The following is a 23,697-nucleotide window of genomic DNA, read 5'->3' on the forward strand; positions in this document are numbered from 1 at the left end:
ATAAAACATGCAGCAGATTATTAATTTTATAATAAGAAACAAAAACTTTTTGTTGTCCTTGTTGCTGTTTTCTATTTCGATGGTTTTTACCATTCAAACACATTCTTACCATAAAAGTAAGTTTTTCAACTCTGCTAATTTTTTAACGGGAGGCATTTACAATTCCATTAATAATTTTACGGGGTATTTAAGTTTGAAATCTCAAAACCAGGTGTTAGCTGAAGAAAATAGCCGACTTAAAATGTTGCTATTTAATTCTGAAAACAAGAAAGACTCAACTTATCTAGATACAGTAACGTATAGTGGTACATACAAATTCACCTTAGCAAACGTTATTAGAAACACCTATTCTGGCGCTAACAACGTACTTCTTTTAAACAAAGGAAAAAATGATGGCTTAAAACAAGATTTAGGTGTTATCAGTTCTAAGGGCATTGTTGGTATTGTAGATGGTACAAGCAAGCGTTACGCCACCGTAATTTCGGTATTGAATACCGTTAATAAAATTAGTGCACAACTTAAAAAAACAAACCATTTTGGCACTTTGTATTGGGATGCGAAATCACCTTATTACATCCAGCTTATAGATATTCCAAAAATAGCTCCTATAGTAAAAGGTGATACTATTATTACATCGGGACGTTCATCTATTTTCCCAAAAGGCATCCCTATTGGAATTATAAATGATTTTAAACTAGACGCCGCCGAAAATTATTATGAAATCAATATTAAACTGTTTAACGATATGACCAATCTAGAACATGTTTATACTATTGAAAATATAGATGCTGATGAAATTGATAACTTACTAAACAAGAGCATCAATGAGTAACACCGTATTTTTACATATTTCGCGTTTTATATCGTTGGTTTTTTTACAAGTTATACTATTCAACAACATTAACTTTTTAGGCTATATAAACCCATACATCTACATTATGTTTATTGCGTTGTTTCCTGTAAAAAACAACCGTTTCATCATTATTTTCTTGAGTTTCTTTTTAGGTTTATCAATTGATTTGTTTTCAGACACAGGAGGTATTCATGCCGCTGCCTGTGTTTTTATTGCCTACATAAGACCCGTAATACTCAAGTTTTCTTTTGGTATGATTTACGAACACCAAACCATAAAATTCAATACAGTAGAATTTGGCGAAAAACTAACATACCTTACCATACTTACTTTTTTACATCACTTTATGTTATTTCTATTAGAAATGTTTAGTGTTTCCCAAATAATATTAGTGCTTCAAAAAACGTTATTCTCAAGTATTTTTACTATTTTATTAATTCTAATTATAACCATTATTTTTAGTAAAAAAACAAAATGAGACGATTCTTACTTGTTGGTGCCATAGCAGTTGTTGGACTCATATTTATCTTCAGGCTTTTCTACTTACAAATATATAGTGGCGGCATTTTAGATTTATATGAAGACAATGCTATTAGAAAAGTTTACGATTACCCCAAACGTGGTTTTGTTTTCGATAGAAATGGCGAATTGTTGGTTTCCAACCAACCCTCTTACGATGTTATGTTTATTCCGCGTGAAGTAAAACCTTTAGACACTTTAGAGTTTTGTAATTTATTAAAAATCGATAAAGCTAGGTTTAAAGAAATTTTTGAAAAAGCTTACCACTATTCGCCGTGGCTACCTTCGGTTTTCATCCCTCATTTATCAAAAGAAGATTATGCCAGTTTACAGGAAAAAATGCGAAAGTTTGAAGGTTTTTATATCCAAAAACGTTCATTAAGACATTACGAAACTTCTATTGGCGCTAATGTTTTAGGTGATATAGGTGAAGTAAATGATGCTATTATTGCCAGAGACCCCTATTACAAAATGGGAGACCTTATAGGCAAACAAGGTATTGAAGTATCATACGAAAAAACATTGCGAGGCATAAAAGGCATTAAGTTTATCCAAAAAGATAGATTCAATAGAGATTTAGGTCCTTATAAAGATGGTATTTACGACACTTTACCAAAACCCGGAAGCGACATTACCATAACCATCGATGCAAAACTACAAGCTTACGGCGAATTGCTCATGCAAAATAAACACGGCGGTATTATTGCCATAGAACCTAGCAGTGGTGAAATTTTAGCCATGGTTTCTACACCAACTTACAATCCTAATTTATTGGTAGGGCGTCAACGTTCTGCTAATTTTTCAAAATTATACAACGACAGCATCAACAAACCATTATACGACCGTGGCTTACAAGCCATGTACCCACCTGGGTCACCATTTAAAATTTTAAATGCACTCATTGGTTTACAAGAAGAAGTAGTTACCACCGAAGACCGATTTTATTGCAACCACGGGTACAGCTATGGTGGCAGAAAAATGGGATGCCATGGACATCCAAGTCCTGTGGCGATGAATGCCGGTATATACAATTCGTGTAATGCCTATTTTGCAAATGTTTACAGACGAATTATAGACAAAACCAAAAGTCCTGCAACGGGCTTGGATATTTGGAGCAACCATGTAAAGAGTTTCGGATTAGGCAATTATTTGAATAACGATTTATCGGTAGGGCAACCAGGAAAAATACCAACCAGCAAAACATACGACCAACTTTATGGCAAAGGGAGATGGGGAAGCACCTTCAACTTATCAAACTCTATTGGGCAAGGTGAAGTATTAACAACACCTATTCAATTGGCTAATATGACGGCCGCTATTGCCAATCGTGGTTACTATTATACACCTCATATTATCAAACATATTGAGGGGCATACTATTGATAAAAAATACACCACACCAAACCACACCACTATAGACAAGGAACATTTTGAACCTATCATTCAAGGTATGTTCGATGTATATAACCATGGTACTGCTGCTGGTGTACAAGTAAAGGGCATTGAAATTTGTGGAAAAACAGGAACTGCTGAAAACTTCGTAAAAGTAAACGGACAGCGCATGCAGTTAACCGATCATTCTATATTCATAGCATTTGCCCCAAAAGACAACCCTAAAATTGCATTGGCAGTATTTGTTGAAAATGGTTATTGGGGCGCAAGGTTTGCTGGTAAAATTGCCAGCTTAATGATTGAAAAATACATTAATGACACCATTACCAGAACCGATATGGAAGATTACCTTTTAAAGCATACTCTAGAACACGAATACCAAAAACCATATTCAGGAAAACCTTTTGGCATCAATAAGAATACAACTTTAGAATTTGTGGATGAGCAAGAATACAAACACCTTAAAGAGCTATTAAATGAATTAAACAGTAAATCCAGAGACCCTGAGGAAATAAAGAAAAATCAAGGCGCTAATTTATAAATAACGTTAAAGAACAATAAAAATAGACCTAAATAAAAAATGGTAGAAGCTAGCAGATATTACAAATTTGATTGGATTACCATTATTCTATTCCTATTGCTAGTTGGCTTTGGATGGTTAAACATTGTATCGGCTTCACATACTGGAGACACTATAGATTACTTTGATTTTTCGCAACCTTACGGAAAACAACTCATGTTTATATTCTTAACCGTAGGACTCATCGTTCTCATTTTAGCTATAGAATCTAAATTTTACGAACGGTTTTCCAGTGTTATATACATCATTTCCATGCTGTCGTTGGTAGGTCTTTTTGTGTTTGGAAAAAGCGTTAACGGTGCCACTTCATGGTACGGTATTGGCGGTATGACTTTACAACCCAGTGAATTTGCAAAAGCAGCCACAGCCTTAGCCGTAGCTAAATATGTAAGCGATTTAAATACCGATATTAAAAGAATTAAAGACCAAATTAGTGTATTTGCCATCATTGCAATTCCAGCTATATTGGTTTTGCTTCAAAAAGATGCGGGTAGTACTTTGGTTTACGGTTCTTTTATTTTTGTATTATACAGAGAAGGCTTGTCTCCCATTTATTTAATCATTCTTTTAATGATTATCGGCCTAAGCCTATGTTCCTTAAAGTTTGGAGGTATTATAACATCTATAATTATTACCATAATTATTCTAGGATATCATATCACTAGAAAGCGAAAACCTTTACTCATTCAGCCTATTTCAATTATTTTAGTTAGTATTTTATTATCCTTTGGCGTTCGTTATTTCTACGACAACATTTTACCTTTTCACCAAAAAGACAGAATTACCATTTGGTTAAGCCTTGAAAAAGACCCTGTAAAACTACAGCGGATGAAAAAAACCATCGCTTATAATTTAAATGAATCTGAAAAAGCAATTAGTTCTGGTGGTTTAAAAGGCAAAGGTTTTTTAGAAGGCACCAGAACCACTGGCAAATTTGTACCCGAACAACATACCGATTATATTTTTAGTACAGTGGGCGAAGAATGGGGGTTTATTGGAAGCGCCGGGGTAGTTATTGTTTTTATTTTGCTATTTCTTCGCATTCTGCATTTAGCCGAATTACAACGATCACAGTTTAGCAGAATGTATGGTTACGGTGTTGCGTCCATATTCTTTATGCACTTTTTTATAAATATAGGTATGGTTATGGGTGTTATCCCTACTATTGGTATCCCACTGCCCATGTTTAGTTATGGAGGCTCTGGGCTTTGGGGCTTTACCATTTTATTGTTTATCTTTATTAAGTTAGATTCCGATAGAATCAACCAATGGTAAATCTATAACCAACATCTTTTTTTAATATTTGCTCATGAAAAAAAAGCTTTTCATTTTAATTGGTATTGCTATTATAGCTTCGTCCTGCTCTGGCTCTAAAAGGATTTTTAAAAGCTCATTTTCGGTTGAACAATCTAAAATAATAATGAATTCAGATTCCCTAACACCCATGCGGGTTTATAAAATCAACAATACAAAAGATTCTTTATTACTTAGAACCAAAAGTGATTATATAAAGGCAGACCCAAATGACATGGTTCTAAAAACATTTATAAATAGACTATATGCTACTGTAAGAGACAGTATATCCTTAGGTGTTGGTATTGCAGCACCCCAAGTAGGCATTCTAAAAAATATAATTTGGGTACAACGTTTTGACAAAGAAAATTTCCCTTTTGAAGTGTATTTAAATCCTGTAATTAAAAGCTATTCTGAAAAGAAACAAACTTTTAGAGAAGGCTGTTTATCCATACCCAATAGAACGGATACTATAAACACCCGAGCTTTTTCAATTTTAATTGAATATGATACTATGGAAGCTGAACATAAAACCGAAACCATTGAAGGTTTTACATCGGTTATTTTTCAACATGAAATAGACCATTTAAATGGCATTTTGTATTTAGATCACTTGAAAAAGGAAGTTGTTGATGCTGGGAAATAACTGAAAGATCTCAACTGCGCTCGACCAGACAATTATTTAATCTCTTTTAATCTCCAACTTTTCAGCAAAATAATCGCAAAAATCTTTCATGGTAGCGGTCATTTTTTCATCTTGGGTCGCTCTATGAAATGTATCGCTCATAGCAACTAGGGTTTGATGAAAAAACACTTTCATTTCATCAACAGGCATATCTTTGGTCCATAAATCTATCCGTAAAGTTTCTTGGGCGTTAGAGTCCCAAACTGCCAACATCAACGCCTTGGCTTCTTCATTGGTAATACCGCCATCTTCAGCTGTCCAATACAGTTTTTCTGGCACACGGTTAGCATCAAGCTCTACGTTTAATTCTATTTTGGATGTAATTGATTTCGACATTATTTTCGTGGTTTAAACTTTGAATTATTAAAAATTTCTTCAGGACTTTTTATCAACATATCTTTTAAAGGTACCTCGTTTTGATCCATATAAGCCTTCACAATTTGCCAACCTATATATTGCCCCAAACGTCCTGGTGAATCGGTATCGATGTCTTCTAAGTAAAATTTAGAAAATGGAGCTGGTGTTATAAATCTGCCAGCAAGTTTGGAGTCTGTGCTAAACAGCAATTCGCGCTCAACAAAATAGCGCCAAATATAACTTTCGTTTGAAACAGCCCAATCGAGTTGCTCTTTAGTGTAACCAATTCGTTGTACTTCGGTTTTAAACGGAATAACAGCATCTTTAAAATACAGTTGCTTTCCAAAAAAAATCATCTCGTCTAAAAATGTTTTACTTGGTTGTTGGTAAATGTATTTTTTAGCATATTCAGTAGCTAAATCGACTACTATTTGTTCCTTTTTTAAATCTTCTCTTAAATAAACTGGAATATTTTGATAAAATTCATGGGTGCTACCTAAATAAGCATCTAAAGCAATAACCGCAATGGTATCGGTAACAATAATGCGGTTTCTATAATCTACATCACTAGTTGTTGTAATAACTCTAGGGGTACGAAACTCTGGGAAATAATATTTTAGATGGTTGAACAACGATTCAATCTCCAATTCTGTGACTTTAAAATTTGAAAACGTTTTTTCAACTTCTTTAAACAACTCTTGTTGTAAGGTATCTTGTGACTTTTCAATCCAAAAAGAATCTTGGTATTTTTCTGAAAACATAAAAGGATATGCCTGCTTCAAATTAGGTAAACTTTCAGCATCAATTTTAGAAAACAACAAATCAAATCGTTCAATTTTAGCATCTAAATTAATTTTTGCAATGTCATTTTCTAACTGACTCTCGTTCTTACAAGAAAAAGTTACCATTATAATCATCAAAAAAAATAATATGTGCTTCATAGAAAACTTAAACGCCATAAATTTTTATTAATTGGGTGTTTCGTTTATTTTTGTTAGCAAAGGTACAATTCTTGGATTTAAATTCATTTAAAATGCATATAGAAAAAGTTGTAAATTATATAGTTGATTGGTTAAAAGATTACGCTACAAAAGCGGGTGTAAATGGTTTTGTTATTGGAATTTCTGGAGGCATAGACTCCGCAGTAACCTCTACGCTTTGCGCCAAAACAGGTTTAAATGTATTATGTATTGAAATGCCCATTCATCAAGCTGAGAGCCATGTGACCAGAGCACACGAACATATTAAGCAACTAAAAGAACGTTTTGACAATGTAAGCGAAACCAGAACCGATTTAACACCTGTTTTTGAAGCTTTTAAAAACGAAGTAGTTTTAGATGGCGACCAAGCTACCATTGATATGGCTCTTGCCAATACCAGAGCGCGTTTACGCATGACAACCTTATATTATTACGCAGGACTGTATAAATTATTGGTGGCAGGAACAGGAAATAAAGTAGAAGATTTTGGTGTTGGTTTTTACACGAAATATGGAGATGGTGGTGTAGATTTAAGCCCTATTGCCGATTTAGTTAAAACTGAAGTTTATAAATTAGGTGAGTTTTTAGAAGTTCCTGAGTCTATAATGAAAGCGGCTCCTAGTGATGGATTGTTTGGTGATGCCCGAAGCGATGAAGACCAAATAGGTGCAACATATCCAGAATTGGAATGGGCCATGAAAATGGATGAAGCTGGAAAAAGCGCTAATGACTTTACAGGTAGAGAAAAAGAGGCTTTCATTATATACAAACGCTTTAATACTTCTAACAAACATAAAATGATTCCCATTCCGGTATGCGAAATCCCTAACAATATGAAGTAATCTTTGCAGATTATTTAAAAATTTACTACTTTTACGGCAAGTCTATTCTCTCAACCATATTTTCTCTCTAACTCAATTAAAAAAGTAGACTTAAAACATTATGATAAAATTATTAATAGCAGACAACCACCCTATTACAAGGAAAGGGCTTGAGGTTCTTTTTTCAGCATCTTCTAACATTAAAATTGTTGCAAGTGTTGATAATGGCGACGCCATTTTAGAGTACATCAAAAAAAATCCTGTAGACATTATTTTAACCGAAGCTGACCTCCCTAAGCTTAACGGTTTAACTGTTTTACGTTATTTAAAAAATGATTATCCAGACGTTAAAACCATTATTTTAAGTGCTCAACCTGAAGAAGTGTATGCCGTAAACGCCATTAAAGCTGGTGCTCATGGTTATATACACAAATCTGAAAATGTAATTACCATTAACGAAGCTATACTAAAAGTTAGCAATGGCGGTATTTATTTAAGTAATGATTTAACGCAACAATTAGCATTTGGAAACCGCGTTAATAAAGGCGGTAATTTCTACAAAAAACTATCAACTAGAGAAGCTGAAGTTTTAAAACTTTTAACTATTGGTAGAAAAAACAAAGAAATTTCTAAAGAATTAGATATTAACGAAAAAACCGTTAGTACTTACAAAGCGCGTTTAATGCGTAAACTGAAAGTTACTAACTTGGTTGATTTAGTTAATCAAGCTAAACTAAACGAATCGTTGTTATAATACACGATTCAGTTTTCTAGACAACAACATTTTTAGACCCGAATAGTCTTTTACTTCTTCAAGTATATTTCTATTCGTGTCTATTTTGTTTTGTAGGGTTTCCCGTTGAAACTCCTTCACTTTTTGGTCTATTAAAAAACAACGAAGACTCAATATTGTTTCGCTTACCAATTGTGCTACGGTATGTGTTTTTTCCTTTGGAAAAATATTCATACGGTGCCAATTATCTAATGCATAACGCTCATCTTCCATTAAAATATGGGTGATTTCGTTACCCATTTCAGCATCAACCGTATTTATAAAATTCTTAAGCTCAAACTCTGGATTTTGGTTTAGAGTATCCACAATTGTATAATACAACGTTTTAAACTGCGGGTTTGTAAATTCCATTTCATCATCCTGAAGGTCTAAAAATACTTTTTCAAACACCTTCGCTTTATGGATAACGGGCTCTAACACCAACTCGCCTTTATCGTTTTCTTTTAAAACCAAATCTTCAAAATCTTCGGTTCTATTGCCGTAAAGCAACAATAATTCTATTATTTTTCTTTCTAGAACATATTGAACATTCACTTTCTCTACAGGTTGCTCATGCTTGATAACCTGAAACGCTTTTTGTTCACTTTTTAACTGCTTATTCTCTTCTTGAAATTCCTTCTTATTAATTTGTGCCAGCGTACTAAACAATACTTCCTCGCTAATATCCATAATTCGGGCACACTCCTGAACATAGATTTCCTTTTTAATACGGTCTGGAATTTTTGAAATACTATTTACAATATCTCTTACGGTATCCGCTTTTTTAATGGGATCGTTTTTAGATTCTTCAAATAAAATGGAGGCTTTAAATTGAATAAAATCCTTAGCGTTTTCGGCTAAATAAGCCGCTAATTCTTCCAAAGTATTTTGTTTGGCAAAACTATCGGGATCTTCGCCTTGCGGAAACGTACAAACTTTTACATTCATACCTTGTTCCAAAATCAAATCGATACCACGAAGCGACGCACGCATACCAGCAGCATCGCCATCAAAAAGCACGGTAATATTTTTAGTAAGCCTATTTATTAATCGAATTTGCTCTGAAGTTAAAGCCGTTCCTGAAGAAGACACCACATTTTTTATACCTGTTTGATGAAACTGAATCACATCGGTATAGCCTTCAACCAAAAAACAATTATCTTCTTTAGCTATGCTTTGTTTTGCATGAAAAATACCGTATAGCACATTGCTTTTATGGTAAATGTCACTTTCGGGCGAGTTTACATATTTGGCAGCTTTTTTATCATTGGTTAAAATACGTCCACCAAAACCCAATACCCTACCGCTCATGCTTTTTATAGGAAACATAACGCGCCCTTTAAACCTATCAAATCGCTTGTCATCTTTTACAATGGTAAGTCCGGTTTTTTCTAAAAAATCCAGCTTATAACCCTGTTTTAAAGCTTCGTCTGTAAAGGCTTGCCATTCATCTAAGGAATATCCTAAATCAAATTGTTTAATCGTCTCTTCCGTAAAACCGCGCTCTTTAAAATAGCTTAAACCAATGGATCTTCCTTGGTCGGTTTTATGCAGTATTTTTTGAAAATAGCTGTTCGCAAATTCACTTACCAAATACAAACTTTCCCGTTCACTAGACTTTTCTTTTTGTTCGTTGCTTTGCTCGGTTTCCTCAATTTCTATATTGTACTTTTTAGCCAGATATTTAATGGCCTCCGGATAGGTAAAATGCTCGTGTTCCATTAAAAACGATACCGCAGTACCGCCTTTGCCCGTTGAAAAATCTTTCCATATTTGTTTAACGGGCGATACCATAAAACTTGGAGAACGCTCATCACTAAAAGGGCTTAAGCCTTTGAAGTTACTGCCCGATTTTTTTAGCTGCACAAAATCGCCAATAACCTCCTCTACCCTAGCGGTTTCAAAAACTAAATCTATGGATGCTGGTGAAATCAATTAAAGAATATTTACTCTAAATATATTAATAGTGTAAATGTAATACAATCAAATGAGATTAGAAATTTAAACATTAAAAGCAATAACTTATAGCTTAATAAAATTAATGTCATAATGTGATATTAATCATATTTTATAAAATATGGCTAGCTTAACTTTGTAATTATATTTTTTTCAACTACTAAATTTAAAAGACAATGAAATCTAATACTATTTTTTCTTTTTTAAGAACTATACTTGGGCTATTTTTAATTATTTACGCACTTAATCAATTCTTGCATTTCTTACCAACTTCTTATGGCGCCATGCCAGAAAACACTAGAACTTTTATTGATGCCGTAGCGGCTTATCTGCCATTTTTATATATTTTTGAAATATTAATTGGATTACTTTTAATTGTAAATAAATGGACACCGTTTATAATTATTGTTTTATTTCCATTAACTATTTCTTTCTTAATTTTTAATTTATCGGATAATGATTTTAGTAAAATTTGGGCGTCTTTAATAGTCACAATTTTAAATATTGCATTGTTTTTTTACTATCAAGAAAAGTACAAACCATTATTTTCTTAAATTAAATTTATTAAAAAAGGCTTCGTATTTTCGAAGCCTTTTTTAATTTGAAAATATTTTTTTACTAATCCATATCAAATCGCAAACCCAGAGATATATTATTCTGTTTGATGGTTTGGTCTTTAAAAATGGGAGATAAATCGTATTTAACATACAGCGCCACATCATCAAAAGCTATATAGCCACTTAAACCATACACTAATTTGCTGGTATTAAAGCTTTGTTTTTGCTTTTCCTTTTCTCGGTCGCCATCCAACTCGTATTTTAATTTTTGACGACTGCCAATGTTAAATCCGCCATAACCTCCAATACCAATTTTAAATTGATTGTCGGTTAAATATCTAAAATAAGTGTCTTTATCTATTTTTTTGGAAGGCCCAAATTCAAAATGTACCGGAAACACTAAATTAGATACAGATAGTTTTGCCTTTTTTAAGTCTAAAGGAAATTCCTTTAAAGTAGTTTCGCTTCCGTTTTGAACAAAGTATTGGTTATCCATTGGTTTTAAACCATTAATTTGAAAGGAGTAACCATATTTTAAACGCATAAAGTTCGATTCTTTAAATACGCGGGTTTTCCACGCCCACCCTATTTCAAAAAAGCGCGAACCTCCAAATTTATATGGCGAATCGTCTAGTTTTTCACCTTCAATAATGGCGTTATTTAATCCAAATGCTAACACAAAATCGCTAGTAGTACGTAAGTCGTATTTTTTAGGTTTGTTGTCTTTTTTAATTTTAAAACCCGCAAAACTGCCCGCATCTCCTCCAATACTAACACCAATTTCGGATGAGTTTTCATCGCTGCTTGTTTGGTAGCCATCGTCGTTTCGTTCTAGAAGTGCTATTTTGTTATCAATAATAGCTACTCGGTTTTCAATGTTTAAGGCGCGTTTTTTTGCCGCTTCTTTTTTTAGTATTTCGGCTTCTTCGTTAGTAATTTGCCCGTTTTCTAAACGCTTATTAATGGCTTCAACTTCTACTTTTAAAAACTCGCGCTCTTCGTTTTGAATTTGCTCTTTTACTTTTAACAAAGTTTCAATTTTGTTTTTGTTATTTGGCTTTTGGATACTGTCTTGTGCATTGATGATTTGCACACTTAAACCTAGCACCGCCAGTACTAAATACTTAGTAATTGTTCGCATAACTGTTCGCTTTTTTTTGCCCTAAATGGGCGTTAATTATTGATTTTGATTGATGATTTTTTTTATTTCTTTTAATGAGGCTCCTTCCTTTGTAGGAATGAGACACTAATTATTACGTTGTGCCACTGCCGTTTTTACTGAATTGTAACTCGCTTTTATAGCATCGAACACTTTGCTTCTAAACGATTGATCCAAATCAGCTTCCACCTCCTGAAGCAGCATAGTGGCATCTACAATTCCTGCATTACTATTATACATTTTTTTTAACCTAATTTCCTTTTGGGCTTCAAGCAACAAAGCATCAATAACGGCATCTGTAACTTCCTTATTTTGGTTTTTAAGCTCATTTACTTTAGCAACAACATCTTGTATTTTCTGCTCTTCAAAAGTTAATTTTTCATGTACTACTACAGTTAGTGTTGCTATTTGATTCTTTTCTTCTGGGACAACCTGTTCTTTTGTTACAGCTACAAAATTTTTACTTATTGCATGTTTTTCTATTTTGTCAATTGAGTTTTCTTCTTTTAAAACTTCATTCGTTTTTTTAACTTCTTCAACTGCAACCTGTGTGGTTTCTTTTTGCTGAATAACAGTAGGCGCATCTACAACTACAGGTTTTACTTCTTCAATATTAAAAAACTGAAACGCCACAAACAATACACCTACCGCACTAGCGGCAATACCCAACCACCAAAAAGCTTTATTGTTTTTATTATCATCTGTTTGCTCTAAGCGCTCTTGAAGTTTAGCCCAGGCTTCCTTAGAAGGCTGTAACCTTCTAGCCTCCAACTTTTCTTTTATACTGTTTTCAAATTTATTTGGTTCCATAACTTGTTGTTTTATTTAATTCTCGCCATTGTTCTTGAAGCATTTTACGGGCTTTAAACAATTGCGATTTTGAAGTCCCTTCGGTAATTTTCAACATATCTGCAATTTCATGGTGCTTGTACCCTTCAATAGCGTACATAACAAAAACCATTTTATAGCCATCTGGCAATGTATCAATAAGTTGCTGTATTTGTTCAACTTCTATATCTACATTAATACTGTCGTTGTAATTATCATTAAACTCTAATGCTTCAACAGGAAATTCAATATTTTTATTCTGCCTTAAAAACGAAATGGATTCCCGTACCATAATGCGCCGTATCCAACCTTCAAAACTGCCTTCACCTCTATAACTACTTAAATTGGAAAATACCTTTAAAAATCCGTTAAGCATAGCTTCTTCTGCATGCTGTAAATCTTTAACATAAAATCTGCAAACACTTAACATTTTGGGTGCATGCAACTCGTACAACACATGTTGTGCTTCACGATTGTTTTTTATGGCGCTTTTAATAAGCGCCGACTCGTTGTTATTTAGTTGTATGACTTTCAAAAATAAGTTCATTTAGCCTTCTATATTAAAGACGCAAATTTTATACTAAGGGTTGCCTGACGTGATTTTTTTTTAAATATAACTTTAAGTTGTTTTAATAGTAAATATTATTTAGTAATTTAAACACGAGCATTCCAATTAAAATTACACAGAATATAATTATAGCAGCAAAAATTAAGCTACTTATTAAAATTTAGAATTATTTTTAACAAATTGAAATAAACACTGGTTTTTATTTACATAAACCGTTAAATCATTAAATATTTTTTAATAAATTATTATATTTGGTTTTATAGCTAATGATATATGAACAACAATCAACTTTTCTCGTCTTACGAAAAACTTCCAAGTACATGGGATGAAATGTACTGTGAAAACAAGGAATTTAGAGCCCAATACGAAGGGTTTGTAGAATACCTTAAAAAAACATCTCCCGAAAAACTTACAAAAAAAGAAGACTTGTCGAAGCAGCTGTTCATGAGCCAAGGGGTTACTTTTACGGTTTACAATGACAATGAGGGTATTGAAAAAATATTCCCGTTCGATATTGTTCCAAGAATTATTACTGCTGAAGAATGGGAAAAAATTGAAACAGGCATCAAACAACGACTGAAAGCATTAAACCTATTTATTAAAGATATCTACAACGAACAATTCATCATAAAAGATGGTTTAATTCCTGCCGATTTAATTTATTCTTGCCCTAATTTCTTACGTGAAATGAAAGGTGTAAAAGTGCCATACGATGTATATGTACATATTTCTGGGGTAGATTTAATACGCAACAACGATGGCGAATTTTATGTACTTGAAGACAATTTAAGAACACCATCGGGGGTAAGTTATATGCTGGAAAACAGAGAAATATCGAAGCGTTTGTTTCCTGGTATTTTACCAAAAAGTAATGTGCGGTCGGTTTCTAACTATCCTAACATGCTTTACAAAAAGCTAAAAGAACTTTCGGATAAAGCGAATCCAAACATTGTACTATTAACTCCAGGAATCTATAATTCGGCCTATTACGAACATACAACTTTAGCCCGATTGATGGGGATTGAGTTGGTAGAAGGCACCGATTTGGTGGTAAAAAACCATTTCGTCTATATGAAAACCACCAATGGACTAAAACAAGTAGATGTGATTTACAGACGTGTTGATGATGATTATTTAGATCCGTTAGAGTTTAATGCCCAAAGTGTTTTAGGTGTTGCCGGTATAATGGCAGCTTACAGAAAAGGCAATGTAAATATTGTTAATGCACCCGGTACAGGTATTGCTGATGATAAGGCTATTTACATTTATGTACCCGATATGATAAAGTATTACCTAAACGAGGACCCCATACTAAAAAACATAGAGACTTACCAATTAGGACGCCCAGACGAATTCGATTATGTTGCAAAAAACATAAAAGACATGGTTATTAAAAAGACTGATGGTAGTGGTGGCTATGGTATGCTAATGGGGCACGAAGCAACAGATGAAGAAATAAAAGACTATCTAGACAACGTAAAGAAGAAGCCCGAAAACTTTATTGCACAACCCATATTAAGACTATCAACCGCACCTTGTTATATTAACGGACAGCTATCACCACGTTGCATCGATTTACGTCCGTTTGCCCTAGCTGGTAAAGATGGTATTGACATTTGCCCTGGCGGTCTTACACGGGTAGCACTAAAAAAAGGTTCGTTGGTAGTAAACAGTTCTCAAGGAGGTGGTAGTAAAGACACTTGGGTATTAAAATAATTCTGAAAAACACAAAATATGTTAAGTAGAGTAGCAAACAACCTAATTTGGTTAGATAGATATATGGAACGAGGCAATGGTATTTTAAGTTTGCTGAAAGTGAACTTTTATGCCAATCAAGACTCTCCCGAATTATTTTCATGGACACCAATTATTAAAAACTTCACAACGTCTGAAAACGAGTTTTATACTGAAGATGCTATAGAATGTATTGATTTTATGGTATTCAATTTAAATAATTCAAACTCCATTTTAAATATTGTTACTAAGGCAAGGGAAAATGCCCGGAGCGTACAAGAACACATTTCTAGAGAACTTTGGCTGTGCATCAACAACTACTACTTATATCTTACAGATAAAGACTTACCTAGAAGACTTAGAGAAGAAGATCCAGTTCAATTTTTAGAAGATTTAAGAAAACACCATTTAATATATTACGGAACTTCCGATGTGACACAAGAACGTGGTCCTTCCTATTATTTTATGAATGTTGGTAAGTTTTTAGAACGTGTTATTCAAATATCCGATTTTACAGCGTTAAAGCTTATGGAAATTGGCAACACTTCCGATAGTTTAGAAAAAAGTTTTTATTGGAAAAATCTATTGCTTTCGGTTGGGGGTTATCAATTATACTTAAAAACCCATAAATCTACCTTTAACGAAGAACACATTATCAGAATGGTTTTTCAAGATAAATTGTTCCCAAGGTCGGTATATTACTGTGTTAACAAACTTAACCGACACATCAATCAGCTTATTGAAGCAAACGAACTTGAAAAAAATAATTTAGAGTTCTTATTAGGAAAACTGGAAAGCACCATTAAATACACAAGTATTGAAAGCATTACTGCGCAAGGACTTGACAATTATATTAATGGTATCAAAGAGGATATAAGAAACATCTCAATGAATATTAATTCAGTGTATTTATCGAATGTTAATTGATTTAAAAACAATATTATGGGTACATTTTTTATAAAGCATATTACAAAATACAGTTACAGCAGTCCGGTAATAGACGGTGCTAATTTAATTAGATTACACCCAATAAACGATGATTATCAAACAGTTATCTCTCATTTTATATCGGTTACAAACAATCCGCTTGTAGAATCTTATAACGATTTTTACAACAACAGAATAGGCACGTTTTTAATTACCGAACCGCATGATGAATTATCTATAACTTCAGAACTTGAAATCATTACAACTAGTCGGTTATTTCCTGAAGACACCGCCGATGTTGCTACACAATGGGAAGAATTAAAATTAAGAAAATACGATGCCGATGTTATCGATTTTTTAAAACCAGCTCTCTTTAGTGGCTCTAACGATGTTTTAAACTTAATAGAATCAAAAAAACTAAAAGAAACAACGCCTTACAAAGTTGTTTTAGAACTTTGCGATTATGTTTACTCTAACTTTAAATATCTAAAAGGGGTAACCAATGTAGATTCTACCTTAGATGATGTTTGGAATTTAAAAGCAGGCGTTTGTCAAGATTTTACCAATGTATTGCTGCAAATGGTTAGAATGTGTGGAATTCCTGCGCGCTACGTAAGCGGTTATATTTGTCCTACCGACGATATTTCAAGAGGTGAAGGCGCTACCCATGCGTGGATTGAGGCCTACATACCTTTTTACGGTTGGCTTGGTATAGACCCTACAAACAACGCCATTGCCAACGATAACCATGTACGTTTAGCAGTAGGCAGAAACTACGCCGATTGTTCCCCCGTAAAAGGTGTTTTTAAGCGTAAAGTAGAATCTGATTTATTCGTAAAAGTAGAAATTAGCACGACCAAAAAACAAGAACCTACGGTAGTGCCTCCAAATACGTTTACAGGCTCTACAACCAACAACAGTTACCAACGCAATTTAGAACGTATTCAGCAACAGCAGCAGCAACAGCAATAACTAGGTTTTGTTTTTTATAATTTGGAAAATACTGTTTTTAGACTTAGTTTTGTAAGAAATTTTAACTTACTTCGTTTAACAACCGATAAAGTTCATTGAAACGGAACTTTATATTTGCATTGGCAAACATTATAAACAATTTTTAACGAAAGATAAACTAAAAAACTATTTTAGCATCCAAGATCTTAAACTTAACCTTGTAATGATACCATCAATTAAAAGCACTTTCATTTTCCTTGTTTTTATTTTTGCAGGAACATTTTATAGTAATAGCCAAAATATGATATTTGATTGGGCTACGGCGTACAATAGCTCTCCAACTCCTTTGTACCCTCAAAGACTGGCTGTACAAAACAATGGTACAACTTTAATGGGTGCCAGATTAATTTCTTCAATGGATGCTGACTCTGGACCAGGAGTTACCATGGTAAATAAAAACCACACTTCGGGACACATTTATATAAGTTACGATGCAGATGGTCAATTTTTATGGGCCAACAAATTAGAATCTGATAATCTGGTTACTACGACGTCCATGGTTGCAAGTCCTAATGGAGACTTTTATGTAGTTGGTAATTTCAGGAATAATTTAATTGCTACCGTCAGCACGGTAGAACAAACCATTGCAGACACTGGATCTGGTAGTGGGTTTTTAGCGAAATTTAACGCCATTGGTCAAATTGAATATATTAAAAACTTTTCTGGCATTTATGCTGAAAACTACGCCGTTGATATCGATGGAGCAGGTAACGTGTATATTGGTGGTTATTTCTATGACGCCTTATTCAATCCTTCAGGAAGTAATGAAACGTCAAATTATTTGGATGTCTTCGTTGTAAAACTTAATTCTGATGGTGATTTTCAATGGATATATCGAACAGAAGGCGATGTAGGTCAAATGCCAGATTATTTTGTCAACGATATTAAAGTAGACTCAAACGGAAATATTAATCTTTTTGGGTCTTACACGGAGTCTAATAGTTACAATTTAGATTTTGAACAGGGAGCAGGTGTTACCGAGGTCTCCTCTACAGACGAACTATCTTCTTTCATATTACAATTAAACAGTTCAGGTAATTTTAATTGGGTAAAGACCTTTATTGCCGACACGGGAACAACATCTAGGGAAGTGGTTTCCGTAAGTATGGAGCTGGACTCAAATAATAATATCTATATGTATGGAAGTGCACTTGGGTTAGTTGCTTTTGATGATGCCAACCCAACGGATAAAACTGATTTTACAACTCCTTCAACACGTGGAATTTTTCTTGTGAAATTAAACCAAGATGGAGATTTTGTTTGGCTTAACACATTTCAATTAACGGGAGGCTACCTAGAACTCTCACAAATAACCGTTGATACCAATGACGACATCTTGATAACAGGAAACTTTTATGGCTCTATAGATTTTGATGCTACTGCGGGTGAAAATATTTTAAGTTATACCAGTAGTGGTGGCGGATTCAATGCTTTTTTTGCAAAATATCAATCAAATGGTGCTCTTATAGAAGCCATTAATATTGGACGTAATGATGCTTCGGACACAGCGCACGATATAGCAGCTGATGGTTTTGGTAATATGTATGGCGTCGCTTCTAGCGCCACTACATCGCCTTCGAATCTTTTTTTAGGAAATATGGAGCTCACAGGGGATGAAATTCGATATATCTATAAAATAAGACCATGTGGTGCCGAATCTGTAACTCAAATAGATGGAGCTACTTTAAGATCTAATTTTAGCAATGCATCGTACCAATGGTTAGATTGTAATAATGATAATACGCCTATATCAGGAGAAATAAACCCTACGTTTACCCCAACGGTATTGGGAAGTTATGCGCTTAAAACTACCAGTTACAACTGCGGCCCAGAAATTTCATCTTGCTTCAATGTGGCGGTTTTAAGCACAAATGATTTCACCAAAGCTCTAAATGTCTTTCCTAACCCAACCGATGGAATAGTCTCAATTGATTTGGGCACGATACATTCAAATCTAAATGTTACTTTGGTAAATTCCTTGGGCCAGAAAATTTCAAGTAAATTTTATAATTCAATTAAACAATTTGAAGTCTTACTTCCTAATGAACCTAGCATCTATTTTATTCAATTAAACGACAACAAAAAGATTACTACCTTAAAAGTTATAAAAAAGTAATATTCGAGCATCTCCAGCTATAATTATTATGTCAAATCACTTTATTCTTGCCATTGCTCGCAAATGCAAAGTGCTTGGGCGGATTAAAAAACGTTTGCAAACAACATGTATGCGCAATAACGGCTGAATTTCCTCTCGTAAATTCAACTCGTTTTGCTAAATCAGGTGCGTCAGCGGAAAGTACTCGCGCAATTTCTCGATACTGACGCTTACACAAACCCAAAACCTACTTCTTCCTTTCAATTACATAATTCACCATCAGCTCCAGTGATTTTTTGTACTTTGAATCAGGATAAGTATTAAGTATTTGCAACGCTTCGTCTTGAAATTGTTTCATTTTGGTAATGGCATAATCTAAACCGCCATGTTCTTTCACAAAAGCAACAACTTCTTTAACACGCTTGGTATCTTTATTGTGGTTTTTAATAGAATTGATAAGCCAATTTTTATCTTTCATTTCGGCGTTATTCAGTACATATATTAATGGTAACGTCATTTTTTGTTCCTTAATATCAATACCGGTGGGTTTACCAATTTGATCATCGCTATAATCAAACAAATCGTCTTTAATTTGAAAAGCCATACCAATCAACTCACCAAATTTACGCATAGCCTCAACATGCACCGATTCTGGTTTTACAGAAGCAGCACCCAAACTACAGCACGCAGCTATTAACGTTGCTGTTTTTTGACGGATGATTTCATAATAAACCATTTCGGTAATATCCAATTTTCGGGCCTTTTCAATTTGAAGCAATTCACCTTCACTCATCTCCCGAACGGCTATTGAAATGATTTTAAGCAAATCGAAATCGTTGTTATCTATACTTAAAAGCAAACCTTTTGATAGTAAATAATCGCCTATTAAAACAGCAATTTTGTTTTTCCATAGGGCATTTACAGAGAAGAATCCACGGCGGCGGTTACTATCATCTACCACATCGTCGTGCACCAAAGTTGCGGTATGAATTAACTCTATAACCGAAGCACCACGATACGTGCGTTCGCTTACTTCTCCATTCGAGACCATTTTAGCCACCAAAAACACGAACATGGGGCGCATTTGTTTCCCTTTTCGGTTTACAATGTAAGTAGTAATTCTATTTAGCAAAGCCACTTTACTAGACATTAAAAGCAGGAACTTTTGCTCGAAAAGATCCATTTCAAAGGCTATGGGTTGTTTTATTTGCTCTACTATTTTCAAATCAAAAAAATTAATTTATAACAACAAACGTACTAAAAAATTACATTAACAGCATAAATAATTACAACCCACTTATAATTAACTTATTAAGTTTGAATACTTCTTATATATTTTATATATTCATATTTAATTAATCTTAAAAACCTTCTTTGCTTATGAAAAAATTTACTTTACTTTTTTTATATTTTGCTCTAACTGCTTCTTTGAATGCTCAAACCATTGCTTGGTCATCTGATTCTGAAGACTTAACGGGTTGGAGTATTTTTGATAACGATGGAGACACAAATAATTGGGGTGTTTATTCAGGTGGTGGAGAATCCATAGGTTTTAGCCCTGGCGCTCTATTTTTCTCAGAATCTTGGAATAGCACTGTTGGACCACTTAATCCTGATAATTTTCTATTTACCCCAGTTTTTGCCATTTCAGGAACTGCTGTTAGCATCTCTTTTAAAATGAAAGTGGCTGCAGCATTCACACCTGATTATGCTGAAAACTTTGCCGTTTATATTTACGACAATGATGACTTAAATGTTCCTGATGTTTTAATTTATGAAGAAACACTATCTTCAGGAGGTGATGGTACCGCCAAAGATATAACAGCAACCATTCCTGTTTCTTTCGCCGGAAAAAATGTTGGATTGTTGATTAGACATTACAACTGTACAAATCAATTTCAATTATTGGTTGATGACTTTGAAGTTTCCTATACCACATCTTTATCAACTGAAGATGAAGATAATGAATTGATTGTAGCTCGGGTTTTCCCTAATCCTGTAAACGATATTATCTCAATTGAAACCAAAGAAAATATTGATGGCATTTCAATTCTTAATCAACTAGGACAACAAGTTTTAAAATTTAATAAATCGCAGATTTTTAATAACAGGGTTGATTTATCGGCTTTAACTAAAGGGTTTTATTTTATGACTATTAACGCTGAAAATAAATCACAATCCATAAAAATAATTAAAGAGTAAGTCGCTAGTGACTAATTGAAAAAAGAGCTACAAATTGTAGCTCTTTTTTATTTAACTTTTATTAGCCAATTGTCCGCAAGCCGCATCTATATCTTTACCTCTGCTACGGCGTACATTTACCACAATTCTATTTTTTTCTAAATGACTTATATAATTTTCTAAAGCTTCGTTGGATGCTTGTTGAAATTCGCCATCGTCTATGGGATTGTATTCGATGATGTTGACTTTACATGGTACATATTTACAAAACTTAACAAAGGCGTCAATATCTTTTTGGGTGTCGTTGATACCTTTCCAAACTACGTATTCGTAACTAATTTTTCGTTTGGTTTTAGCGTACCAATATTCCAAAGCTTCCCGTAAATCTTCTAAAGGAAAGGTTTCATTGAATGGCATAATGGTAGTTCGAACGGTATCAATAGCCGAATGTAATGATACTGCCAAATTAAATTTTACATCATCATCGGCCATTTTTTTAATCATTTTTGGCACGCCAGATGTTGAAACGGTAATACGTTTTGGCGACATGCCCAAACCTTCGGGAGATGTAATTTTATCGATGGCCTTGATAACGTTGTTATAGTTCATGAGTGGTTCACCCATACCCATGAATACGATATTGCTTAATGGGCGATTGAAATACAATTTGCTTTCGTTATCGATAGCTACTACTTGGTCGTAAATTTCGTCGGGATTTAAATTCCGCATGCGCTTTAAACGCGCCGTAGCACAAAATCGGCAATCTAAACTACAACCTACCTGACTGGATACACATGCGGTGGTTCTGGTGGCCGTTGGAATTAAAACCGACTCCACTATCAGTCCATCGTGTAAACGTACCGCATTTTTAACCGTACCATCGTTACTACGCTGCATGGTATCTACTTTTATATGGTTGATCACAAAGTTTTCTTCCAGCATTTGACGGGTTTCTTTTGAAACATTGGTCATATCTTCAAACGAATGCGCTCCCTTTTGCCACAACCATTCGTAAACTTGGTTGCCACGGAAGGCTTTATCGCCTTGTTTTTCGAAAAATTCTCGAAGTTGCTCTTTGGTTAATCCGCGAATGTCTTTTTTTGTTGCTGCCATATATGATGCAAAAATAGTGAAACGATTTACGATTTACGATTTTTGAATTACGAATTATGAATTGAAGTTGTGATTTGCATTAGCGATTGCAATGGAAAGCCCACAGCGAGGTACGAGCGAGGACTTGCAATGGAAAACGCAACCCGACAGGGGAATGCCCAAATAAATTTACTTAAAATTATTTTAAAGAGGTTCCTGCTTTCGCAGGAATAAAAAAGCCTTGAATTAACAAGGCTTTTGAAATTTATATGATTAACATGGCATCGCCATAACTGTAAAATTTATATTTTTCTTTTACAGCTTCTTCGTATGCTTTTTTAATGAAATCGTGACCTGCAAATGCTGACACCATCATTAAAAGTGTTGATTTTGGGGTATGAAAATTAGTAATCATGCAGTTTGCGATACTAAAATCGTATGGAGGAAAAATGAATTTGTTTGTCCATCCATCTATTTCGTTTAATTGTCCGTTTGAAGACACCGAGCTTTCTATAGCACGCATTGCGGTTGTCCCTACTGCGCAAACACGCTTTTTGTTTTGGATACCTTTGTTTACTGTTTCTACTGCTTTTTCGTCTATTTTAAGCTCTTCGCTATCCATTTTATGTTTAGAAAGATCTTCTACCTCCACTGGATTGAACGTTCCTAAACCAACGTGCAATGTTACCTCAGCAAATTTTACACCTTTAATCTCTAAACGTTTTAATAAGTGCTTAGAGAAATGTAGGCCTGCTGTTGGAGCTGCTACGGCACCTTCATTTTTAGCGTAAATGGTTTGGTAACGCTCTTCATCTTCTGGTTGCACTTCTCTTTTTATGTATTTAGGAAGTGGAGTTTCACCAAGTTCGTTTAATTTTCTGCGGAATTCTTTATAAGAACCGTCATATAAAAAACGTAGGGTACGACCTCTTGAAGTGGTGTTGTCTATAACCTCTGCTACTAAGGTATCATCATCACCAAAATATAATTTATTACCAATTCTTATTTTACGGGCTGGATCTACCAAAACATCCCAAAGACGTTGTTCTTCGTTCAATTCACGCAATAAAAACACCTCGATTCTTGCTCCTGTTTTTTCTTTATTACCATATAAACGGGCTGGAAATACTTTAGTGTTGTTAAGAATTAAAACATCTTCTTCATTAAAATAGTCGATAATATCTTTAAACATTTTATGCTCGATGGTTTGTTTTTTTCTATCTAAAACCATTAAACGAGATTCATCTCTATTTTCGGCTGGGTATTCTGCTAATAATTCTTCCGGTAAATTAAAACCAAAGTGTGATAACTTCATTTAAAAAGAGTTTATGTGTTTAT

The 23,697-nt window shown here is 34.0% G+C and carries 22 protein-coding genes; 13 read left to right on the top strand and 9 right to left on the bottom strand.

What is annotated here, in order from left to right; genetic code table 11:
• Positions 1–7 precede the first annotated feature (7 nt).
• The 5 genes from mreC to def are packed head-to-tail and all read left to right on the top strand — an operon-like array spanning position 8 to position 5,282.
• Positions 8–832 carry a rod shape-determining protein MreC gene (mreC, locus tag ACGK9U_RS08230; protein ID WP_394465891.1) on the top strand — a complete coding sequence of 275 codons (825 nt, stop codon included), beginning with the start codon at positions 8–10 and terminating at the stop codon, positions 830–832.
• Positions 825–1,331, top strand: coding sequence for a rod shape-determining protein MreD (locus ACGK9U_RS08235; RefSeq protein ID WP_394465892.1), 507 nt, complete (start codon positions 825–827; stop codon positions 1,329–1,331). Before mreC ends, ACGK9U_RS08235 begins: the two co-directional genes overlap by 8 nt.
• Positions 1,328–3,304 (top strand): penicillin-binding protein 2, encoded by a 1,977-nt coding sequence (gene mrdA / locus ACGK9U_RS08240; protein ID WP_394465893.1) that lies wholly within the window; start codon positions 1,328–1,330, stop codon positions 3,302–3,304. The genes ACGK9U_RS08235 and mrdA overlap by 4 nt, the downstream gene beginning before the upstream one ends.
• Before the next feature lie 39 nt (positions 3,305–3,343).
• Positions 3,344–4,618 carry a rod shape-determining protein RodA gene (gene rodA, locus ACGK9U_RS08245; protein WP_394465894.1) on the top strand — a complete coding sequence of 425 codons (1,275 nt, stop codon included), beginning with the start codon at positions 3,344–3,346 and terminating at the stop codon, positions 4,616–4,618.
• A gap of 34 nt (positions 4,619–4,652) precedes the next feature.
• Positions 4,653–5,282 (top strand): peptide deformylase, encoded by a 630-nt coding sequence (gene def, locus ACGK9U_RS08250; RefSeq protein ID WP_394465895.1) that lies wholly within the window; start codon positions 4,653–4,655, stop codon positions 5,280–5,282.
• Between the two features lie 36 nt (positions 5,283–5,318).
• Here the strand turns inward: def and gldC are convergent, their stop codons facing one another.
• Both gldC and gldB read right to left on the bottom strand, forming a co-directional pair.
• Entirely contained in the window at positions 5,319–5,657 is a 339-nt protein-coding gene (gene gldC, locus ACGK9U_RS08255; RefSeq protein WP_394465896.1) for a gliding motility protein GldC, read from the bottom strand.
• Positions 5,657–6,619 (bottom strand): gliding motility lipoprotein GldB, encoded by a 963-nt coding sequence (gldB, locus tag ACGK9U_RS08260; RefSeq protein ID WP_394465897.1) that lies wholly within the window; start codon positions 6,617–6,619, stop codon positions 5,657–5,659. Before gldB ends, gldC begins: the two co-directional genes overlap by 1 nt.
• Before the next feature lie 92 nt (positions 6,620–6,711).
• Here gldB and nadE point away from each other — a divergent pair, with 92 nt between their 5' ends.
• Together nadE and ACGK9U_RS08270 are read left to right on the top strand one after the other, a co-directional pair.
• A complete protein-coding gene (gene nadE, locus ACGK9U_RS08265; protein WP_394465898.1) occupies positions 6,712–7,500 on the top strand; it encodes an NAD(+) synthase in 789 nt (262 codons plus the stop codon).
• 100 nt (positions 7,501–7,600) lie between these two features.
• Positions 7,601–8,233 carry a response regulator gene (locus tag ACGK9U_RS08270; RefSeq protein WP_394465899.1) on the top strand — a complete coding sequence of 211 codons (633 nt, stop codon included), beginning with the start codon at positions 7,601–7,603 and terminating at the stop codon, positions 8,231–8,233.
• On the opposite strand, the gene dnaG is transcribed toward ACGK9U_RS08270, so the two are convergent.
• The gene (gene dnaG / locus ACGK9U_RS08275) at positions 8,228–10,186 is read right to left on the bottom strand and encodes a DNA primase (RefSeq protein ID WP_394465900.1); all 1,959 of its coding nucleotides are present in this window, start codon (positions 10,184–10,186) and stop codon (positions 8,228–8,230) included. The two genes, ACGK9U_RS08270 and dnaG, sit on opposite strands and share 6 nt — an antisense overlap.
• Positions 10,187–10,383: 197 nt before the next feature.
• On the opposite strand from dnaG, the gene ACGK9U_RS08280 reads away from it, so the two are divergent.
• Positions 10,384–10,761 (top strand): hypothetical protein, encoded by a 378-nt coding sequence (locus ACGK9U_RS08280; RefSeq protein ID WP_394465901.1) that lies wholly within the window; start codon positions 10,384–10,386, stop codon positions 10,759–10,761.
• A gap of 64 nt (positions 10,762–10,825) precedes the next feature.
• Here the strand turns inward: ACGK9U_RS08280 and ACGK9U_RS08285 are convergent, their stop codons facing one another.
• From ACGK9U_RS08285 to ACGK9U_RS08295, 3 genes are all read right to left on the bottom strand, one after another.
• Positions 10,826–11,905, bottom strand: coding sequence for a hypothetical protein (locus tag ACGK9U_RS08285; protein ID WP_394465902.1), 1,080 nt, complete (start codon positions 11,903–11,905; stop codon positions 10,826–10,828).
• 105 nt (positions 11,906–12,010) lie between these two features.
• Positions 12,011–12,733, bottom strand: coding sequence for a hypothetical protein (locus ACGK9U_RS08290; RefSeq protein WP_394465903.1), 723 nt, complete (start codon positions 12,731–12,733; stop codon positions 12,011–12,013).
• Entirely contained in the window at positions 12,720–13,298 is a 579-nt protein-coding gene (locus ACGK9U_RS08295) for an RNA polymerase sigma factor (RefSeq protein ID WP_394465904.1), read from the bottom strand. The genes ACGK9U_RS08290 and ACGK9U_RS08295 overlap by 14 nt, the downstream gene beginning before the upstream one ends.
• 294 nt (positions 13,299–13,592) lie before the next feature.
• On the opposite strand from ACGK9U_RS08295, the gene ACGK9U_RS08300 reads away from it, so the two are divergent.
• The 4 genes from ACGK9U_RS08300 to ACGK9U_RS08315 all read left to right on the top strand — a co-directional run bounded on the left by ACGK9U_RS08300 (position 13,593) and on the right by ACGK9U_RS08315 (position 19,107).
• A complete protein-coding gene (locus ACGK9U_RS08300) occupies positions 13,593–15,035 on the top strand; it encodes a circularly permuted type 2 ATP-grasp protein (RefSeq protein ID WP_394465905.1) in 1,443 nt (480 codons plus the stop codon).
• An 18-nt stretch (positions 15,036–15,053) separates the two neighbouring features.
• Entirely contained in the window at positions 15,054–15,980 is a 927-nt protein-coding gene (locus ACGK9U_RS08305) for an alpha-E domain-containing protein (RefSeq protein ID WP_394465906.1), read from the top strand.
• A gap of 15 nt (positions 15,981–15,995) precedes the next feature.
• Complete coding sequence (locus ACGK9U_RS08310; RefSeq protein WP_394465907.1) at positions 15,996–16,952, top strand: transglutaminase domain-containing protein; 957 nt, start codon at positions 15,996–15,998, stop codon at positions 16,950–16,952.
• A gap of 202 nt (positions 16,953–17,154) precedes the next feature.
• The gene (locus tag ACGK9U_RS08315; RefSeq protein WP_394465908.1) at positions 17,155–19,107 is read left to right on the top strand and encodes a T9SS type A sorting domain-containing protein; all 1,953 of its coding nucleotides are present in this window, start codon (positions 17,155–17,157) and stop codon (positions 19,105–19,107) included.
• A 226-nt stretch (positions 19,108–19,333) separates the two neighbouring features.
• On the opposite strand, the gene ACGK9U_RS08320 is transcribed toward ACGK9U_RS08315, so the two are convergent.
• Positions 19,334–20,311: a polyprenyl synthetase family protein gene (locus ACGK9U_RS08320; RefSeq protein ID WP_394465909.1), complete on the bottom strand. Its 978-nt coding sequence runs from the start codon at positions 20,309–20,311 to the stop codon at positions 19,334–19,336.
• Positions 20,312–20,466: 155 nt separating this feature from the next.
• On the opposite strand from ACGK9U_RS08320, the gene ACGK9U_RS08325 reads away from it, so the two are divergent.
• Complete coding sequence (locus ACGK9U_RS08325; RefSeq protein WP_394465910.1) at positions 20,467–21,288, top strand: T9SS type A sorting domain-containing protein; 822 nt, start codon at positions 20,467–20,469, stop codon at positions 21,286–21,288.
• A gap of 51 nt (positions 21,289–21,339) precedes the next feature.
• Here the strand turns inward: ACGK9U_RS08325 and rlmN are convergent, their stop codons facing one another.
• Positions 21,340–22,380 carry a 23S rRNA (adenine(2503)-C(2))-methyltransferase RlmN gene (gene rlmN / locus ACGK9U_RS08330; RefSeq protein WP_394465911.1) on the bottom strand — a complete coding sequence of 347 codons (1,041 nt, stop codon included), beginning with the start codon at positions 22,378–22,380 and terminating at the stop codon, positions 21,340–21,342.
• Between the two features lie 244 nt (positions 22,381–22,624).
• Positions 22,625–23,674, bottom strand: a complete 1,050-nt coding sequence (gene queA, locus ACGK9U_RS08335; RefSeq protein ID WP_394465912.1) for a tRNA preQ1(34) S-adenosylmethionine ribosyltransferase-isomerase QueA — start codon at positions 23,672–23,674, stop codon at positions 22,625–22,627.
• Positions 23,675–23,697 lie beyond the last annotated feature (23 nt).

Source organism: Mariniflexile sp. HNIBRBA6329 (assembly GCF_043558645.1).
Taxonomy (GTDB): Bacteria; Bacteroidota; Bacteroidia; order Flavobacteriales; family Flavobacteriaceae; genus Mariniflexile.

Bases quoted from the DNA above. Each gene is read 5' to 3' on its own strand.
- ACGK9U_RS08305 (WP_394465906.1), top strand. From the start codon at position 15,054: ATGTTAAGTAGAGTAGCAAACAACCTAATTTGGTTAGATAGATATATG.
- gldB (WP_394465897.1), bottom strand. From the start codon at position 6,619: ATGAAGCACATATTATTTTTTTTGATGATTATAATGGTAACTTTTTCT.
- ACGK9U_RS08280 (WP_394465901.1), top strand. From the start codon at position 10,384: ATGAAATCTAATACTATTTTTTCTTTTTTAAGAACTATACTTGGGCTA.
- ACGK9U_RS08270 (WP_394465899.1), top strand. From the start codon at position 7,601: ATGATAAAATTATTAATAGCAGACAACCACCCTATTACAAGGAAAGGG.
- queA (WP_394465912.1), bottom strand. From the start codon at position 23,674: ATGAAGTTATCACACTTTGGTTTTAATTTACCGGAAGAATTATTAGCA.
- ACGK9U_RS08290 (WP_394465903.1), bottom strand. From the start codon at position 12,733: ATGGAACCAAATAAATTTGAAAACAGTATAAAAGAAAAGTTGGAGGCT.
- ACGK9U_RS08325 (WP_394465910.1), top strand. From the start codon at position 20,467: ATGAAAAAATTTACTTTACTTTTTTTATATTTTGCTCTAACTGCTTCT.
- nadE (WP_394465898.1), top strand. From the start codon at position 6,712: ATGCATATAGAAAAAGTTGTAAATTATATAGTTGATTGGTTAAAAGAT.
- ACGK9U_RS08295 (WP_394465904.1), bottom strand. From the start codon at position 13,298: ATGAACTTATTTTTGAAAGTCATACAACTAAATAACAACGAGTCGGCG.
- ACGK9U_RS08285 (WP_394465902.1), bottom strand. From the start codon at position 11,905: ATGCGAACAATTACTAAGTATTTAGTACTGGCGGTGCTAGGTTTAAGT.
- ACGK9U_RS08235 (WP_394465892.1), top strand. From the start codon at position 825: ATGAGTAACACCGTATTTTTACATATTTCGCGTTTTATATCGTTGGTT.
- rodA (WP_394465894.1), top strand. From the start codon at position 3,344: ATGGTAGAAGCTAGCAGATATTACAAATTTGATTGGATTACCATTATT.
- ACGK9U_RS08315 (WP_394465908.1), top strand. From the start codon at position 17,155: ATGATACCATCAATTAAAAGCACTTTCATTTTCCTTGTTTTTATTTTT.
- def (WP_394465895.1), top strand. From the start codon at position 4,653: ATGAAAAAAAAGCTTTTCATTTTAATTGGTATTGCTATTATAGCTTCG.
- gldC (WP_394465896.1), bottom strand. From the start codon at position 5,657: ATGTCGAAATCAATTACATCCAAAATAGAATTAAACGTAGAGCTTGAT.
- mreC (WP_394465891.1), top strand. From the start codon at position 8: ATGCAGCAGATTATTAATTTTATAATAAGAAACAAAAACTTTTTGTTG.
- rlmN (WP_394465911.1), bottom strand. From the start codon at position 22,380: ATGGCAGCAACAAAAAAAGACATTCGCGGATTAACCAAAGAGCAACTT.
- mrdA (WP_394465893.1), top strand. From the start codon at position 1,328: ATGAGACGATTCTTACTTGTTGGTGCCATAGCAGTTGTTGGACTCATA.
- ACGK9U_RS08300 (WP_394465905.1), top strand. From the start codon at position 13,593: ATGAACAACAATCAACTTTTCTCGTCTTACGAAAAACTTCCAAGTACA.
- ACGK9U_RS08310 (WP_394465907.1), top strand. From the start codon at position 15,996: ATGGGTACATTTTTTATAAAGCATATTACAAAATACAGTTACAGCAGT.